This window comes from Streptomyces sp. NPDC058664 (genome assembly GCF_042716635.1).
Classification (GTDB): Bacteria; Actinomycetota; Actinomycetes; order Streptomycetales; family Streptomycetaceae; genus Streptomyces.
This window is the reverse complement of sequence record NZ_JBHXRW010000026.1, coordinates 40,830-55,007: the sequence shown is the minus strand read 5'-3', so window position 1 is coordinate 55,007 and position 14,178 is coordinate 40,830. Positions and strand designations below refer to the sequence as shown.

Sequence of the window (14,178 nt, the reverse complement as noted above, 5' to 3'; positions counted from 1 at the left end):
CGTGGCGTCCGCCGCCGCGGGCGACGAGCCGGGTGCCGGTGACGGGGGTGCGAGCAGCGCGTCGGACACGGACTTCACTCCGCCGTGCGAGGTGAGGCCGCCGTCGACGGGGATCTCGGCGCCGGTGATGAACGACGACTCGTCGGACAGCAGGAACACCACGAGGGGGGTGATCTCCTCGACGGTCCCCACCCGTCCTAGGGGCGTCTCGCGGACGTTCGCCGCACGGAACGCCGGCGCGGCCGACGCCGTCATCTCCGTCTCGACGAACCCGGGATGGACGGTGTTGACCCGGATCCCGCGCGGTCCCAGCTCCATGGCCGCCGTCTTCGACAGGCCACGCAGCGCCCACTTGCTCGTCGTGTAGGCCACCGGATAGTGGGCGGTGAGCGCCGCGGAGGAACCGACGTTCACCACCGACGAGCCCGGCGGCATCAGCGGAGCCAGGTGCTGGATCCCGAGCAGCGGACCGTTCACGTTGACGGCGTGCACACAGCTCATGTCCTCGGCGGTGACCTCGTCCAGGCGGGCACGCCAGGTGATGCCGGCGTTGTTGACGAGGCCGTGGACCGCTCCGTACGTCTCGCGCAGGTGACCGGCGAGACCGGCCCAGTCGTCGGCCAGGGTGACATCGAGCCTTCGTACGCCCTCACCGGCGTTCACGTCGGTGGCGATGACCGTGGCGCCCTCGCGGGCCAGGGCCGCCGTTTCGGCGGCGCCCTGGCCCCGTGCCGCGCCCGTGACCACGACGACCTTCCCGGCGAGGCGTCCGCCGTTCACGGCCGCTCCCGGCCGCGGCGCCGGCCCCGGGGCAGCGCGACCGGCTCGACGCCCCGCACCACACGGGTGGTCAGGGAGCCGATCCCCTCCACGGTCAGGGTGACCGTGTCGCCCGGCTTCAGCGGCGGCGGAACCCGCTCGCCGCGCCGGCCCCACAGCTCGGCCAGGCAGCCGCCGTTGCCGCACGTGCCCGATCCGAGCACGTCCCCGGCGACGACCCAGGTGCCCCGCGAGGCGTAGGCGGTCATCTCCTCGAAGGTCCAGCTCATGTTCGACAGCAGATCGCCGCCGACCTTCTCGCCGTTGACCTCGGCGGTCAGCGCGAGCCGGAGCAGACCGTCACCGTCACGGTGGGGTTCGAGCTCGTCGGCGGTCACCAGGTAGGGCCCCAGGGTGGTGGCGGTGTCCTTGCCCTTGCACGGGCCGAGTCCGACCCGCATCTCGGCGGACTGCAGGTCGCGCGCGGACCAGTCGTTGAAGACGGTGTAGCCGACGATGTGGTCCCGTGCCTGTTCCGGCGTGAGGTCCCGACCGTCCCGGCCGATGACGGCCGCCACCTCCAGTTCGAAGTCGAGTACGGAGGACCCGGGTGGCATCGGCACGTCGTCCTGGGGGCCGTGGATCGCGTGCGGATTGGTGAAGTAGAAGGTGGGGGCCTCGTACCACTGCTCGGGGACACCGGCCTCGCCGCTCACGGACCTGCGTACGCCCTCGACGTGCTCCTCGAAGGTCACGAAGTCGCGTACGGAAGTCGGCCGCAGCGGCGGCAGCAGCCGGACCTGGGAGACGTGCGGGCCGGGCGGCACGTCGAGCGCCGCGGCCCCGGCGGCGAGCAGCCCGGGAAGCCCGCCCGTCTCACGGATCAGATCGGTCAGGGAGGTGACCCCCGGGAGGGGGAAGAGCGTGCCGTCGTCTTCCACGACGGCGACCCGGCGGACGTGCCGGTGCTCGAAAGCGGCGAAGCGCATGGTGCGGCTCCAAGGTGGGAGGGAGGTCGGACACGGGACCGGGCCGCCCGGGACGAAGAGGAGGACCGTCACCGGCCACCTCCGGGCGGCCCGGCCCCGTGACCGGGGGCCGGGAACGCGGCGGCGGGAGTCAGGGCGGTACACCGCCCGCCGCGTCCCCGGGGTCGGGTGGACAGGGCGCTGCATCGGCAGGGCGTTGCACCGGCAGGGCGCTCTGCGCCGGTGGGGCGCTCTACACCGGCGGGGCGACGAAGCAGCCGCGGTCCGGGTCGTTGAAGGACTCCTTGGCGACGAACTCGCTCATCGGGTTCGCCGTGCCCCACTGGTCGGTGACCTCGGGCTTCGAGAAGTCGTAGACGTGGGGGTGCCAGGTGTCCTCGTCGAGCTCCTCCAGCTCGGTGGTGTACTCGACGGTGTTGCCGTGCGGGTCGAGGAAGTAGGTGAAGGTGTTGTCCCCGGCCATGTGCCGGCCGGGACCCCAGATCTTCTGGTGGCCGGCGCGGAGCACCCGGCCGGAGCCGCGCATGTACTCGTCGATGCCGCGCATCTCGAAGGAGACGTGGTGCAGGGAGGTGTGCGGCCCCTTGGCCAGCGCCATGGAGTGGTGCTGGTTGCTGATCCGCATGAAGTGCATGACGTCGCCCATGTGGGGCGAGCTGAGCGAGTCGGACAGCCGGAAGCCGAGGTGCCGCTCGTACCAGTCGCGGGTGCGGTCGAGGTCGGGCGAGTTCAGCACGACGTGCGACAGCTTGACCGGGATGGCCTCCTTCTCCTCGATCCTGCGGTGCCGGCGGACCTCGACGTCGGCGGAGACCTCGATGGTGCGGCCGTCGACGTCGAAGAACCGGAAGCCGTAGCCGCCGCCGGGGGTGTCGACCGTGCCGGGCCGCGAGACCAGCCGCACGCCGCCGGCCAGCAACCGCTCGGCGAGGGTGTCCACGTCGGCGGGGGTGGCGGCGCCGTAGGAGACGAGGTCGAGGCGCTTCTCCTCGGCCTTGCGCAGCCGGACGACGTACTGCTCCGGGCTGCCCTCGGCGGCGAGGAAGGAGATGCCGGAGTCCTCGGCGACCTTGGTCAGGCCCCAGACGCCGGCGTAGAAGTCGAGCTGCTTGTCGTAGTCGGGCACGGCGAGGTCCACGTGCCGCAGGTGGGTGAGCAGGCGGGAGTTCATCAGGGGTGCCTCCTCAGGCGGGGGAGAGGGTGAGCAGGGCCGCGGCGTTGCCGCCGCGGACGGCGTCGAGGTCGGCCTCGGACAGTCCGGCCGCGCCGAGCGCGCCGACGGGGTCGTCGGAGCCCATGTCGAAGGGGAAGTCGGAGCCGAGCAGCACCCGGTCGGCGCCGGCGGCGTCCACCAGGGCCCGCAGGACACGGGGGTCGTGCACGAGCGAGTCGAAGTAGAGGCGCCCCAGGTAGCTGCTGGGCGGTCGCGCACAGCTCGCCGACGCGTCGGTACGGGCCCGCCAGGCGTGGTCGCTGCGCCCGATGTGGGTGGGCAGGTAGCCGCCGCCGTGGGCCGCGACGATCTTCAGCGCGGGATGCCGGTCGAGGACCCCGGAGAAGATCAGGTGGGAGAGGGCGACGGCGTTCTCGGTGGGCTGGCCCACGGTGTTGGACAGGTACCACCGGTCCAGGCGCTCGTCGAGCGTGCAGCCGAACGGATGCAGGAACACGATCGCCCCGGTCTCCTCGGCACGCGCCCACAACGGCTCGTACGCCGGATCGGACAGCTCACGGCCCGGGGCGTGACTGGAGATCTCCACCCCGGCCAGGCCCAGTTCGAGGGCGTGGTCGAGGGCCCGGACGAGCAGCTCGGGATGCTGGAGGGGGACGAGGCCCAGGCCCCGCAGCCGGTCCGGAGCGGCCGCGCAGTGCGCCGCCGTCGCCTCGTTGGCGAGCCGGTGGACCTTCTCGGCCGTCGGGGCGTCGGCCCAGTAGTGGTAGTGCGAGGGCGAGGGACTGACCAGCTGGACGTCCACGCCCTGCGCGTCCATCCGGGCGAGCCGGACGGCGGGATCGGTCAGGGCGGGGATCCGGTCGCGGACCATGACACCGCTGACGGCGAGTGCGTCGGGACCGTTGCGGCGGGCGTCGAGCAGCCTGGCCTCGGCGTGTCCGGGCAGACCCGCGACGAGCGCATCGACCTCGGGGAGCAGGACATGGGCGTGGACGTCCACGGTGGGCGCGGTCACGGCAGCTCCCGCAGCATCGTCATCGTGCGGCCCATCAGGCCCGGCACGTCGGCGTCACGGACACCGTCGAGCTGCCACCGCCCGACCTGGACGGACGCCTCGACGACGGGCCGGACCCGCGCGATGCGCCGCTCGTAGTACGCCTGGAACAGCTCCTCGTCCCACTTGTCCGACTCCGTGAGCAGGTGCGCGAGGACCCACGCGTCCTCCAGGGAGAGCGCGGCGCCCTGGGCCAGGGTGGGCGGACAGCAGTGCGCGGCGTCGCCGACGAGGACGACCCGGCCGCGGTGCCACGCTCCTTCGACGAGCAGCCGGTCGAACCACGTGTAGTTGACCTTCGACGGGTCGGTGATCGTGGCGGTGATCGCCGGCCAGGCGCCGCCGTAGGCGGCGGCGAGACGGCGCATCTCCTCGGCGTACGACTCGGGGGGTATGGAGGAGCGGTCGCGGTTCTTCTCGACGACGTACGCGTACAGGGTGGTGTCGCTGGTGGGGCAGTAGCCGGCGATGAACGCCGGGCCGCCGTAGGCGAGGTCGGTGCGTTCGACGCCGACGGGCCGTGGGGCGGCGACCCGCCAGATGGCCATGCCGGTCGGCTCGGGCCTGTCGGTGATCCCGATCTGTGTGCGGGTGGCGGAGCCCAGGCCGTCGGCGGCGATCGCCAGGTCGTAGCGGCCCTCGCCGCCGTCACCGAACCGCACAGAGACGCCGTCGGCGTCCTGGTCCAGGATGGTCGCGGTGGTGCCCAGGCGGACGGTCGCGCCGCTCGCGCGGACGGCGTCGATCAGGATCCGCTGCAGCCGCGGGCGCTGCATGCCGACGGTCGCCGGCAGGTCGTCGCCGCCGGTGCGCAGGTCGCGCTGGACGTGCAGGACGGTGCCGTCGGGGGCGGTGATGCCGACGGACCCGAAGGGGAATCCGGAGGCCTTGACCTGCTCCCAGACGCCGAGTTCGCGCAGCACGCGCAGGGCGTTGCCCTGCAGCGTGATGCCGGACCCGGCGGTGGCGTTCCAGTCGTCCTTCGCCTCGACGAGGTCGACGTCGATCCCGGCGCGCCGCAGCAGGACCGTGACGGCGTTGCCGGCCGCTCCGCCGCCGATGACCAGGACCTTGCGGGGTGTGCTCATGGGGGAACTCCCTTGTTCCGCGGGCTGTCGGCCCCGGACTTACGTGTCGGGCTGACGGCCCGGACCTACTTGACGGCGACGGGATTGACGGGGGATCCGACGGCGCCGGTGATGGGCAGGGGGGCGGCGGTGAGCCAGAACGCGTGGACGCCGTCGGCCGCGCAGTCGTCGGCGAGGGCCTCCAGGTCCCACATCTCGCCGATCAGCAGGCCGATGTGAGGGATGACGACCTGGTGCAGCGGCTGGAAGGCGTGGTCGAACTCGTTGGGCCGCACCTCGAAGCCCCAGGTGTCGGTGGCGATCGCGGCGATCTCGCTGCCGTGCAGCCAGGACGCGGTGGTGAACGAGAGGCCGGGGGCGGCCCCGCCCGCGTAGTCGCCCCAGCCGTCCCGGCGGACGCGGGCGAGCTGTCCGGTGCGGACGAGCACGATGTCGCCGCGGCCGACCGTCACTCCGTGGGCTTCGGCGGTGGCCGTGAGGTGTTCCTCTGTGATGGCGAAACCGTCGGGGAGTTCGCCGTCGTCCCCGACCGTCCGGCCGACGTCGAGGAGTACGGCGCGTCCGGCGATGTGGGGCGCCATGTGCTCGATGCCGGTGATCTGGTCGCCGTCCGAGGTCACGACCCGCTCGGCCGGACGTCCGTTCCACGCCTTGCCGTGGTCGAAGATGTGGCCCAGGCCGTCCCACTGGGTGGAGCACTGCAGCGGCATCGCGATCACGTCGTCGGCGCCGCCGATGCCGTGGGGGAGTCCCTGGTTGCCGAGGGCGGCGTCCGTGCCGGTGTCGAGCATGGTGTGGACCGGGTTGGTCCGGCGCCGCCAGCCCTTCTGCGGCCCGTTGATGTCGAAGCGCTGGGACAGGGAGAAGCTGGCTCCCCGGCGGACGAGCGCGGCGCCTTCGCGGCGCTTGGCCTCGTCCAGGAAGTTCACGGTGCCCAGGCGGTCGTCCTCGCCCCAACGGCCCCAGTTGGAGCAGGCTTTCGCGGCCAGGGCGATCGCGCCCTCGGGGTCGGCGCGGTTCACGCTTCCTCCGCGACACAGCGGGTGCGCTGGGCGCCGAGACCGGTGATCGAGGAGTCCATGACGTCGCCGTCGCGCAGCAGCCGGCCCCAGTGCATGCCGTTGCCGGCCGGAGAACCGGTGAGCACCAGGTCCCCGGGCAGCAGCCGCGCGCTCCGGGAGGCGTACGACACCATGCGCGCCACGTCGAAGATCATGTCCTTGGTGGACTCGTCCTGCATGACCTCGCCGTTCAGCTTCAGGGTCAGCCGGAGGTCACTCGTGTCGCCGACGGATTCGGCCGGCACGATCCACGGGCCCAGGGGGGTGAACCCGGGCGCGTTCTTGCTGCGGAGCCAGTCCGTGCCGATCTGGGGCATGTCCCTGCGGAACACCGTCGCCCGGTCGGTCAGGTCGTTGGCGATCGTGTAGCCCGCGACGTACTCCAGCGCCTCCTCGGGGGACACCTGGTACGCCGGGCGGCCGATCACCGCGGTGAGCTCCAGCTCCCAGTCCGGCTTCGCCGCCCACGCGGGAAGCGTGACGTCGTCGTACGGGCCGGTGACGGCGCTGGGAAGACCGATGAACACGTACGGCAGGTCCTCGGCGGCCCGCCGGTCCATGATCCCGGCCGCCTCGGCCCGTCGCTCCTCCTCGGAGCGTTCGTCGTCCGGCGCCCGGTGCGCGACGTGCAGGTCGATGACGTGCTGCCGGTAGTTGGCGCCCGACTGGAATATCTGCCGAGGCTCGACCGGGGCGAGGACGCGGAATTCCGCCAGCGGACGGCGGAGCATTTCCGTCTCGGCGGCGAGTTCGCGCAGCCGGGGGAGAACGGCCGGCCACCGCTCCAGCAGGTTCCGCATCGTCAGATCCGGTTCGGCCAGCGCCGTCCGCAGGTCCAGGACCTGCCCGTCGGGGTCGACGAGAGCGGGGAAGGCGGGGCCGTCAGCGGCCGAGAGAGTGCCCAGGGCGAAAGGCCCGGCGAAGAGATCGGAAGCGGTTTCAGGTTTCACCGACATGTCCTCCTGATTGCGATGGGACTAATCTGGACCCGCCCCAAGCAGTCAGGGAAATCGATTATATGGATCACTCGCATTTGCCGGATCAATAGTCCCTGGTTGTGCCGTCCCGCCCCGGGAGCATCCTCGTGAACCTGGCCCGTCTCGACCTCAACCTCGTCGTCGCCCTCCGCGCCCTCCTCGAAGAACGCAACGTCACCAAGGCCGGGCAGCGCGTAGGGCTCAGCCAGCCCGCCATGAGCGCCGCCCTGGCCCGGCTGCGCCGCCACTTCGGCGACGAACTCCTCTCCCGCGTCGGAAGCCAGTACGAACTCACCGCCCTGGGACAGGTGCTGCTCGACCGCACAGCCACCGCCTACGACGTCCTCGAACGGCTCTTCGCCAGCCAGGCGACGTTCGACCCGGCCACCGAGACCCGGGAGTTCCGCATCGTCGCGTCCGACTACGCCGTCGACGTCTTCGGCGTCGCACTCGCCCGAGCCCTCCACGAGGAGGCCCCGGGCATCCGGCTGCGCTTCACCCGTACGCCCCTCACCGTCGTCGACGACACCGCGAGCCTCCTGAGCGCCACCGACGGCCTGCTCATGCCGCACGGCGTCATCAGCGACTTCCCCGCCACCGACCTGTACGACGACCGGTGGGTCTTCGTCGTCGCCGACGATCATCCCGGCGTCGGAGACCGTCTGACCCGGCAGGATCTCGCCGACCTGCCCTGGGTCACCTACCAGCGCACCTACGACGCCCCGGCGGTGCGCCAGTTGAGCATGCTCGGCATCGAACCGCGCGTCGAGGTCTCCGTCGACAGCTTCCACGCCCTGCCCGCACTCGTGGCCGGCACCCGCCGTATCGCCCTCGTCCAGGCCCGCCTCGCCCGGCTGCTCGCCCCCCTGGCCGCCGTACGCGTGCTCGAACCGCCCTACGAGGCCGTCCCCCTGCGCGAAGCCCTGTGGTGGCACCCGGTCCACACCCACGACGCCGCCCACATCTGGCTCAGGGAGACCGCGGCCAGGGTCGGGAGGCGCATCGCCGACGCGGACACCTGATCCCTTCCCGCGCCCCCTCCATGACCGGTCCGACAGGAGCCGGCCCGACAGGAGGCGGCCCGACCGGACCGGATCCGTCCGGTGGATCGAGGGCATCGCCAAACCGGATGGCGCAGGGGGTGGGCACCACGCCCACCGGCACGCATAGTCGAGGGCACCTCCGCCCCGGTCCCGGCACCGCCCAGGTGCCGCCGTCCCCGACCGGGCGCGATCTCCGCCCCCTCCCGCCCTGGAGCGCCGTGATGCCCGCACCCTTCGCCCCGCCGCGCCACGACCACGACACCGCCCCGGGCGGACGCCTCCCCGCCATGGTGCTCATGGCCGGCAGCTGCCTGCCCGTCCTCGGAGCGGTGCTCCTCGCGCCCGTACTGCCCCGCATGCAGGACCACTTCGACGGCGTGCCGGGAAGCGTGGCCCTGGTCCCCGTGGTCCTCACCGTCCCCGCCCTCGCCCTCGCCCTGCTCGCCCCCTTCGCCGGCATGATCGTCGACCGGCTCGGCCGCAAGCGCCTGCTCGTCGTCGCCACCGCCCTCTACGCGCTCTTCGGGATGGCACCCCTGTGGCTGGACTCCCTCCACGCCATCCTGATCAGCCGCGTTCTCGTGGGCGTGACGGAAGCGGCGATCATGACCGCCTGCACCACCCTCATCGGCGACTACTACAGCGGCGAACTGCGCGACCGCTACCTCGCCCTGCAGACCATGTGCGCCTCGGCCTCCGCCACCGTCTTCTTCGTCCTCGGCGGCGCCCTCGGAGCCGCCGACTGGCGTGCCCCCTTCTGGCTCTACGCCACGGGTCTGCTGCTCGCCCCCGTCATGGCCCGCGTCCTGCCCGCGCCGCTCCTGCCGAAGCGCGACGTCGGGACCGATGCCGGGACCGACGCCGGGACCGATACGCAGGTCACCCGGCGTCCGTTCCCCGTACGCCGCATGGCGGGCGTCTGTCTCCTCACCGTCTTCGGCGCCGTCGTCTTCTACACCGTCCCCGTCGAGATGGCCTACCTCCTGGACGACCTGGGCACCGACTCCACCGGAACCATCGGCGCCGTCACCGCGGTGGCCAGCGCCGCCACCGTCCTCGGCTCCGTCCTCTTCACCCGCCTCTCCCCGGACCGCCGCCACCGTCTCCCGCTGCTGCTCGCGCTCTGCGCCGCCGGCTTCCTGATGATGGGTCTCGCCGACGGCCTCCCCCTCCTGATCGCCGGAGCCGTCGTCAACTGCGTCGGGACCGGCCTGCTGCTCCCGGCGCTGGTCACGAGGGCCATGTCCCTCCTGGGGTTCGCCGACCGAGGGCGTGGCATGGGCCTGTGGACCGCGGCCTTCTTCCTCGGTGAGTTCCTCTGCCCCCTGGTACTGCTCGCGGGCAAGGAGCCGGCGGGCAGCCTCGCCTCCGCCGTCGCCCTCCTCGGCGTGACGACCGCCCTCCTCACCGCCGGGCTCCTCCTGGCGGCCCGCCGACCGGCTCCCGCCGGCTCGCCCGAGAGCGCGTAGCGGTGGTACGGACGCGCGGCCGCACGGGCACGCTCGAGGCGGGCGGGCGCGCCACCGCGACCCGTGGTCACCGGCCCCGGGGCGCCGCGGTGCTGCGCCGTACGACCAGCCGTGGGGTCATCGTCGTCCGCATGGCCCGGTCCCGGCGCCCTTCGACCCGCTCGATCAGCATCCTCGCGGCGGTCGCGCCCATGGTGTGCCCGGCCTGGTCGACGCTGGTGAGCTGGACGGGGGCGAGCGAGGCGAGCGCCGTGTTGTTGTAGCCGACGAGCGAGACGTCGTCCGGGACGGACAGCCCCAGGTCGTCGGCCGCCCGGTAGATGCCGAGCGCCGCGACGTCGGCACCGGCCAGGATCGCGGTGGGCCGTCGTCCCTCGCCGGAGAGCAGGGCGAGGCCGGCCGTGTGGCCCCCGTCGTCGGAGTAGGCGGCGTGGTGCACGCGCGCGCGTCCGGCGAGGCCGTGGCGCTCCATCGCCTGGAGGTAGCCGTCGGTCAGCGCGATCTCCGGGGTCCGCTGCCAACGGCCGGTCCTGCTGCCGGCAGCCGAGACCAGGGCGATGTCCCGGTGCCCGAGCGAGACGAGGTGGTCCACCACGAGACCGGCGCCCAGATCGTCCGCGTCGACGACCGAGTCGTGCGCGTCGGAACTGTCGTGGTGGCCGAGGACCACGGTGGGCGTCGTCGCCGCCGTGGCGAGGACCTCGGAGCGCGGCGTGCCCGGAGCGATGAGGATCAGTCCGTCCATCTGACGGTCCACCATGGAGCGGATCGTCCGGGCCTGTTCCTCCGCGCCGAACCCGGCCGCGCCGATCAGCACCGTGTACTCGCTGTCGTGCAGTTCTTCGCGGATGCCGTCGAGGATGTCGGCGAAGAACGCGTTGCGGACGTTGTCGAGCAGGACGCCGATCGTGTACGTGCGCCCGCGCATGCCGCGTGCGGCCGTGTGAGGCCGGTATCCCAGTTCGGCCATGGCGGCCCGGACGCGCTCCTGCATCGCCGGGCTCACGCCGTAGGCGTTGCGCATGACCTTGGACACGGCGGCGGTGGACACGCCGGCATGGCGGGCGACATCGGTGATCGTCACCCGCTTGGTGTTCCTGGGCGAGCTGTCCGCGGCCATGAGAACCCTGATCTCCCTGAAGATAGTGGAACGATCTACACACCCAGCCATGGATGACTTTTCTCGTTCGACCGGGCGACATCGATGTTACGTGTCTGTGTCTTGACGGCGCCAGAGGGTGGGCGTCATGGTGTTGCCCATCGCGATGGAGAACGTTCTACACGGCTCCCTCGCCTGCGCGGCCGAACTTCCCGCCGCCCCGGCGCCCGCTCGGCGCCCTCTCCTCTCTCACGATCCTGGGAGTCACCAGTGCCCCACCGCACGATCAGCGCCCGCCGTACGCGACCGGCCTTCCTCGCGGCCGGCGTCATGTCCCTGGCCGTTCTCACCACCGCCTGCGGCGGCAGCGGCGGTGGCGGCTCCGCGGCGCCCAAGGACTTCACGTACCTCAGTGTCACCGAGAACACCACCACGAGAGCGGCGCTGACCACGCTCTCCAAGAACACCTGCAAGGCCGAGAACGACACCCTGCCGCTGAAGGTCGAGACGGTTCCCCAGGCGCAGCTGGACCAGAAGCTTCAGCTGCTCGCCGGCCAGGACGCGCTGCCCGTCCAGTTCGCCGCCGGCAACGCCCCTTCGCTGACCAAGCAGCTCGCCAAGTCCGGCAAGGTCGCCGACCTCCAGCTCGAACTCGAGCGCCTCGGGGTCCTCGACCAGCTCGAGCCGGCCGCCGTCTCCACCATCAAGGCCCTCTACGGCGGCAAGCTGCAGGCGCTGCCCTACGAGTACAACATCGAGGGAATCTTCTACAACAAGAAGCTCTTCAAGGAGAACGGCATCGCCGTCCCGGGCACCTGGGACGAACTGCTGGCGGCGTCGGAGAAACTGAACGCGAAGGGCGTCCAGCCGTTCTCCGCATCCGGTGCGCAGGGCTGGCCGCTGACCCGCCTCATCAGCGGCTACCTGTACCGCAGCCTCGGCCCGGACGCCCTCGACAAGGTCGACTCCGGTGCGGCCAAACTGACCGACCCCGCGTACGTCAAGGCGGCCGAGGAGATCGCGGCGCTCGGCAGGAAGGGTTACTTCGGCAAGGGCGTCGGCTCCATCGACTACGACACCGCGATGAACCAGTTCCTCACCGGCAAGTCCGCCATGTTCTACATGGGCAGCTGGGCCCTGGCCAACATCTCCGACCCCGAGCAGAACAAGGTCGGTGCCGAGAACGTCGGCTTCATGCCCTTCCCCGCCGTCAAGGGCGGCGCCGGCTCCGTCGACCAGTACCCCTCCAACGTCGGCCTGGCCATCACCCTCGGCTCGAAGAACTTCGACAAGAAGACCGGCGCCTGGCTGTCCTGCATCACCAAGAACTACGGCAGCACGGCCCTGAAGGACCACGGCACCATCTCCGGCTTCAAGGTCAACACCCCGGTCAAGGACGCCAACGACGTCACCAGCACCGTCCGCGAGACCATCAGCTCATCCAAGCAGAACGTCCTGTGGTTCGAGGCGCTCTTCAGCACCAAGGCGACCACGATCAGCCAGACCAACGCCGCCGGCCTCGTCAACGGCAGCGTGAGCCCGAAGCAGTTCATGGAGAACGTCCAGGGCGCGCTCGGCAGCCAGTAACCCCACGAGTCGGGCGGCCTGCCGGCCCAGGCGCGCCGCCCGTCCTCGTCCGGCCGGCCCTTCACCAGCAACGAAGTGGACACCACTCATGCACCGCGTACTCGGTGACCGCAGGGCGATCGTGATCCTGCTCGGTCCCGCACTCCTCGTCTACACCCTGATCATGCTCGTCCCGATGGTGTGGTCGCTGGGGTACTCCTTCACCAAGGGCAACTCCATCGAGGGCTTCACCGGCAACGGTCTGGCCAACTTCACCCGGCTCCTCGATGATCCGGCTGTCCACGACGCGCTGTGGTTCACACTGAAGTACGCGGTCGTCGTCACCATCGGCCAGGTCGTCGCCGGCTACCTCCTGGCGCTGCTGTACGTCTTCTTCCTCAAGAAGGCCTCCGCGCTCATCCGCACCCTGGTCTTCTTCCCGGTCGTGCTGCCCACCGTCGCCGTCGGCCTGCTCTTCCAGAAGCTCTTCCAGGTGGCCCCGCAGCCCGGCCCGGTCAACTCCCTGCTCAACGCCGTCGGTCTGGAGTCCGTCGACTTCTTCGGCAGCGCGGGCAGCGCCTTCTGGGTCCTGGTCGTCATGGACATCTGGCGTTCCATGGGCTTCTACGCCGTGCTGCTGTTCGCCGGCCTCGTCGACATCCCCGACGAGGTCCTCGAATCGGCCCGCCTCGACGGAGCCTCCGGCCTCCGTCTCATCCGCCACATCGTCCTGCCGCTGTCCCTGCCCGTGCTCATGTCCTCCCTGATCTTCAGCATCAACGGCACCCTGAAGGTCTTCGACTCGGTCGTCGCCCTCACCAACGGCGGCCCGGGCAGCGGCACCACCCCTCTGACCCTGTACATGTTCCAGTCGTCGTTCACCTACAGCGAGTACGGCTACGGCAGCACCATCGCGCTGCTCCTGACCGTGGTCTGCCTGCTGGTGAGCCTGGCGGTCTACCGCGTCTCGCGGCGCGACATCACGGAGGGCTGAACGCCATGGCCATCGACACCCCGCCGAAGACCACGCACGCCGGGCACCGGCGCGCCGTGCGGCAGCCCCGTCGCCTCCGCCGGACCGGCGGCCGCCTGTGGGTCCGGCTCGCCGTCGCCCTCCTCCTGGTCGTCGAGATCTACCCACTGATCTGGATGTTCCTGACCTCGCTGAAGTCCAACAGCGACTACCTGAACAACTCCACCTGGAGCCTTCCCAGCACCTGGGAGTGGGGCAACTACGCCGAGGCGTGGACCACCGGGAACCTCGGCCTCTACGTCAAGAACAGCCTGCTGGCCGTCGCCCCCGCCCTGGCACTGATCCTGCTCCTCGGCACCGCGGCCGGATTCGCCCTGCAGATCATGGTCTGGAAGGGACGCGGCCTCACCCTGCTGGTCTTCCTCGCCGGCATGATGATCCCCCCGCAGATGATCCTCCTGCCGCTGTTCACGGTGTACTTCAGGACCGGGCTCTCCGGCACCCTGTGGCCGCTGATCCTCACCTACACCGGCACCGGCCTCCCCCTGACCGTCTTCATGATGGCCACCTACTACAGGACGGTCCCCCGGGAACTCTTCGAAGCGGCCACCCTCGACGGCGCCGGCATCCTGCGCGCCTTCTGGACCATCAGCGTGCCCGTGGTCCGCAACGCGCTGCTCACCGTCGGCCTGGTGCAGTTCTTCTTCATCTGGAACGACCTGCTCATCGCCCTCACCTTCACCAACAGCCAGGACCTGCGCACCATCCAGGTCGGCCTGCTCAATTTCACCGGCGACTTCGGCGCCACCCAGTACGGCCCGCTGTTCGCGGCCATCTGCATCAACGTCTTCGGCACGCTCGTGATCTACCTCTTCCTCAACCAGAAGGTCATGAAGGGCCTCACCTCGGGAGCGGTCAAGGGCTGA

12 protein-coding genes and 1 pseudogene are annotated in these 14,178 nt (G+C 71.0%); 5 read left to right on the top strand and 8 right to left on the bottom strand.

Features of this window, described 5'->3' with window-relative positions:
- Window positions 1-48 precede the first annotated feature (48 nt).
- From ACFWUY_RS21925 to ACFWUY_RS21895, 7 genes and pseudogenes are all read right to left on the bottom strand, one after another.
- Window positions 49-780 (bottom strand): annotated as a pseudogene (locus tag ACFWUY_RS21925) (SDR family NAD(P)-dependent oxidoreductase); the annotation flags it as partial.
- A complete protein-coding gene (locus tag ACFWUY_RS21920) occupies window positions 777-1,748 on the bottom strand; it encodes a fumarylacetoacetate hydrolase family protein (protein ID WP_384111206.1) in 972 nt (323 codons plus the stop codon). The pseudogene ACFWUY_RS21925 and the gene ACFWUY_RS21920, both read right to left, overlap by 4 nt.
- A gap of 232 nt (window positions 1,749-1,980) precedes the next feature.
- On the bottom strand, window positions 1,981-2,919 hold the full coding sequence (locus ACFWUY_RS21915; protein ID WP_384111203.1) for a VOC family protein: 939 nt from the start codon (window positions 2,917-2,919) through the stop codon (window positions 1,981-1,983).
- A 13-nt stretch (window positions 2,920-2,932) separates the two neighbouring features.
- Window positions 2,933-3,937, bottom strand: coding sequence for an amidohydrolase family protein (locus ACFWUY_RS21910; protein WP_384111200.1), 1,005 nt, complete (start codon window positions 3,935-3,937; stop codon window positions 2,933-2,935).
- A complete protein-coding gene (locus tag ACFWUY_RS21905) occupies window positions 3,934-5,064 on the bottom strand; it encodes an FAD-dependent oxidoreductase (protein ID WP_384111197.1) in 1,131 nt (376 codons plus the stop codon). The genes ACFWUY_RS21910 and ACFWUY_RS21905 overlap by 4 nt, the downstream gene beginning before the upstream one ends.
- Before the next feature lie 65 nt (window positions 5,065-5,129).
- Window positions 5,130-6,086, bottom strand: coding sequence for a cyclase family protein (locus ACFWUY_RS21900; protein ID WP_384111194.1), 957 nt, complete (start codon window positions 6,084-6,086; stop codon window positions 5,130-5,132).
- Window positions 6,083-7,081: a fumarylacetoacetate hydrolase family protein gene (locus ACFWUY_RS21895; protein WP_384111191.1), complete on the bottom strand. Its 999-nt coding sequence runs from the start codon at window positions 7,079-7,081 to the stop codon at window positions 6,083-6,085. The genes ACFWUY_RS21900 and ACFWUY_RS21895 overlap by 4 nt, the downstream gene beginning before the upstream one ends.
- Window positions 7,082-7,209: 128 nt before the next feature.
- Between ACFWUY_RS21895 and ACFWUY_RS21890 the strand changes: the two genes are divergently transcribed.
- Window positions 7,210-8,124, top strand: coding sequence for a LysR family transcriptional regulator (locus tag ACFWUY_RS21890; protein WP_384111188.1), 915 nt, complete (start codon window positions 7,210-7,212; stop codon window positions 8,122-8,124).
- A gap of 242 nt (window positions 8,125-8,366) precedes the next feature.
- Entirely contained in the window at window positions 8,367-9,614 is a 1,248-nt protein-coding gene (locus ACFWUY_RS21885) for an MFS transporter (protein WP_384111185.1), read from the top strand.
- A 67-nt stretch (window positions 9,615-9,681) separates the two neighbouring features.
- On the opposite strand, the gene ACFWUY_RS21880 is transcribed toward ACFWUY_RS21885, so the two are convergent.
- Window positions 9,682-10,734: a LacI family DNA-binding transcriptional regulator gene (locus ACFWUY_RS21880; protein ID WP_384111182.1), complete on the bottom strand. Its 1,053-nt coding sequence runs from the start codon at window positions 10,732-10,734 to the stop codon at window positions 9,682-9,684.
- Window positions 10,735-10,983: 249 nt separating this feature from the next.
- On the opposite strand from ACFWUY_RS21880, the gene ACFWUY_RS21875 reads away from it, so the two are divergent.
- The 3 genes from ACFWUY_RS21875 to ACFWUY_RS21865 all read left to right on the top strand — a co-directional run bounded on the left by ACFWUY_RS21875 (window position 10,984) and on the right by ACFWUY_RS21865 (window position 14,178).
- Complete coding sequence (locus tag ACFWUY_RS21875) at window positions 10,984-12,300, top strand: ABC transporter substrate-binding protein (RefSeq protein ID WP_384111179.1); 1,317 nt, start codon at window positions 10,984-10,986, stop codon at window positions 12,298-12,300.
- 88 nt (window positions 12,301-12,388) lie between these two features.
- Entirely contained in the window at window positions 12,389-13,273 is an 885-nt protein-coding gene (locus tag ACFWUY_RS21870; protein WP_384111176.1) for a carbohydrate ABC transporter permease, read from the top strand.
- Between the two features lie 5 nt (window positions 13,274-13,278).
- Complete coding sequence (locus ACFWUY_RS21865; protein WP_384111172.1) at window positions 13,279-14,178, top strand: carbohydrate ABC transporter permease; 900 nt, start codon at window positions 13,279-13,281, stop codon at window positions 14,176-14,178.

Bases quoted from the DNA above. Each gene is read 5' to 3' on its own strand.
- ACFWUY_RS21920 (WP_384111206.1), bottom strand. From the start codon at position 1,748: ATGCGCTTCGCCGCTTTCGAGCACCGGCACGTCCGCCGGGTCGCCGTC.
- ACFWUY_RS21915 (WP_384111203.1), bottom strand. From the start codon at position 2,919: ATGAACTCCCGCCTGCTCACCCACCTGCGGCACGTGGACCTCGCCGTG.
- ACFWUY_RS21905 (WP_384111197.1), bottom strand. From the start codon at position 5,064: ATGAGCACACCCCGCAAGGTCCTGGTCATCGGCGGCGGAGCGGCCGGC.
- ACFWUY_RS21895 (WP_384111191.1), bottom strand. From the start codon at position 7,081: ATGTCGGTGAAACCTGAAACCGCTTCCGATCTCTTCGCCGGGCCTTTC.
- ACFWUY_RS21885 (WP_384111185.1), top strand. From the start codon at position 8,367: ATGCCCGCACCCTTCGCCCCGCCGCGCCACGACCACGACACCGCCCCG.
- ACFWUY_RS21880 (WP_384111182.1), bottom strand. From the start codon at position 10,734: ATGGCCGCGGACAGCTCGCCCAGGAACACCAAGCGGGTGACGATCACC.
- ACFWUY_RS21870 (WP_384111176.1), top strand. From the start codon at position 12,389: ATGCACCGCGTACTCGGTGACCGCAGGGCGATCGTGATCCTGCTCGGT.
- ACFWUY_RS21865 (WP_384111172.1), top strand. From the start codon at position 13,279: ATGGCCATCGACACCCCGCCGAAGACCACGCACGCCGGGCACCGGCGC.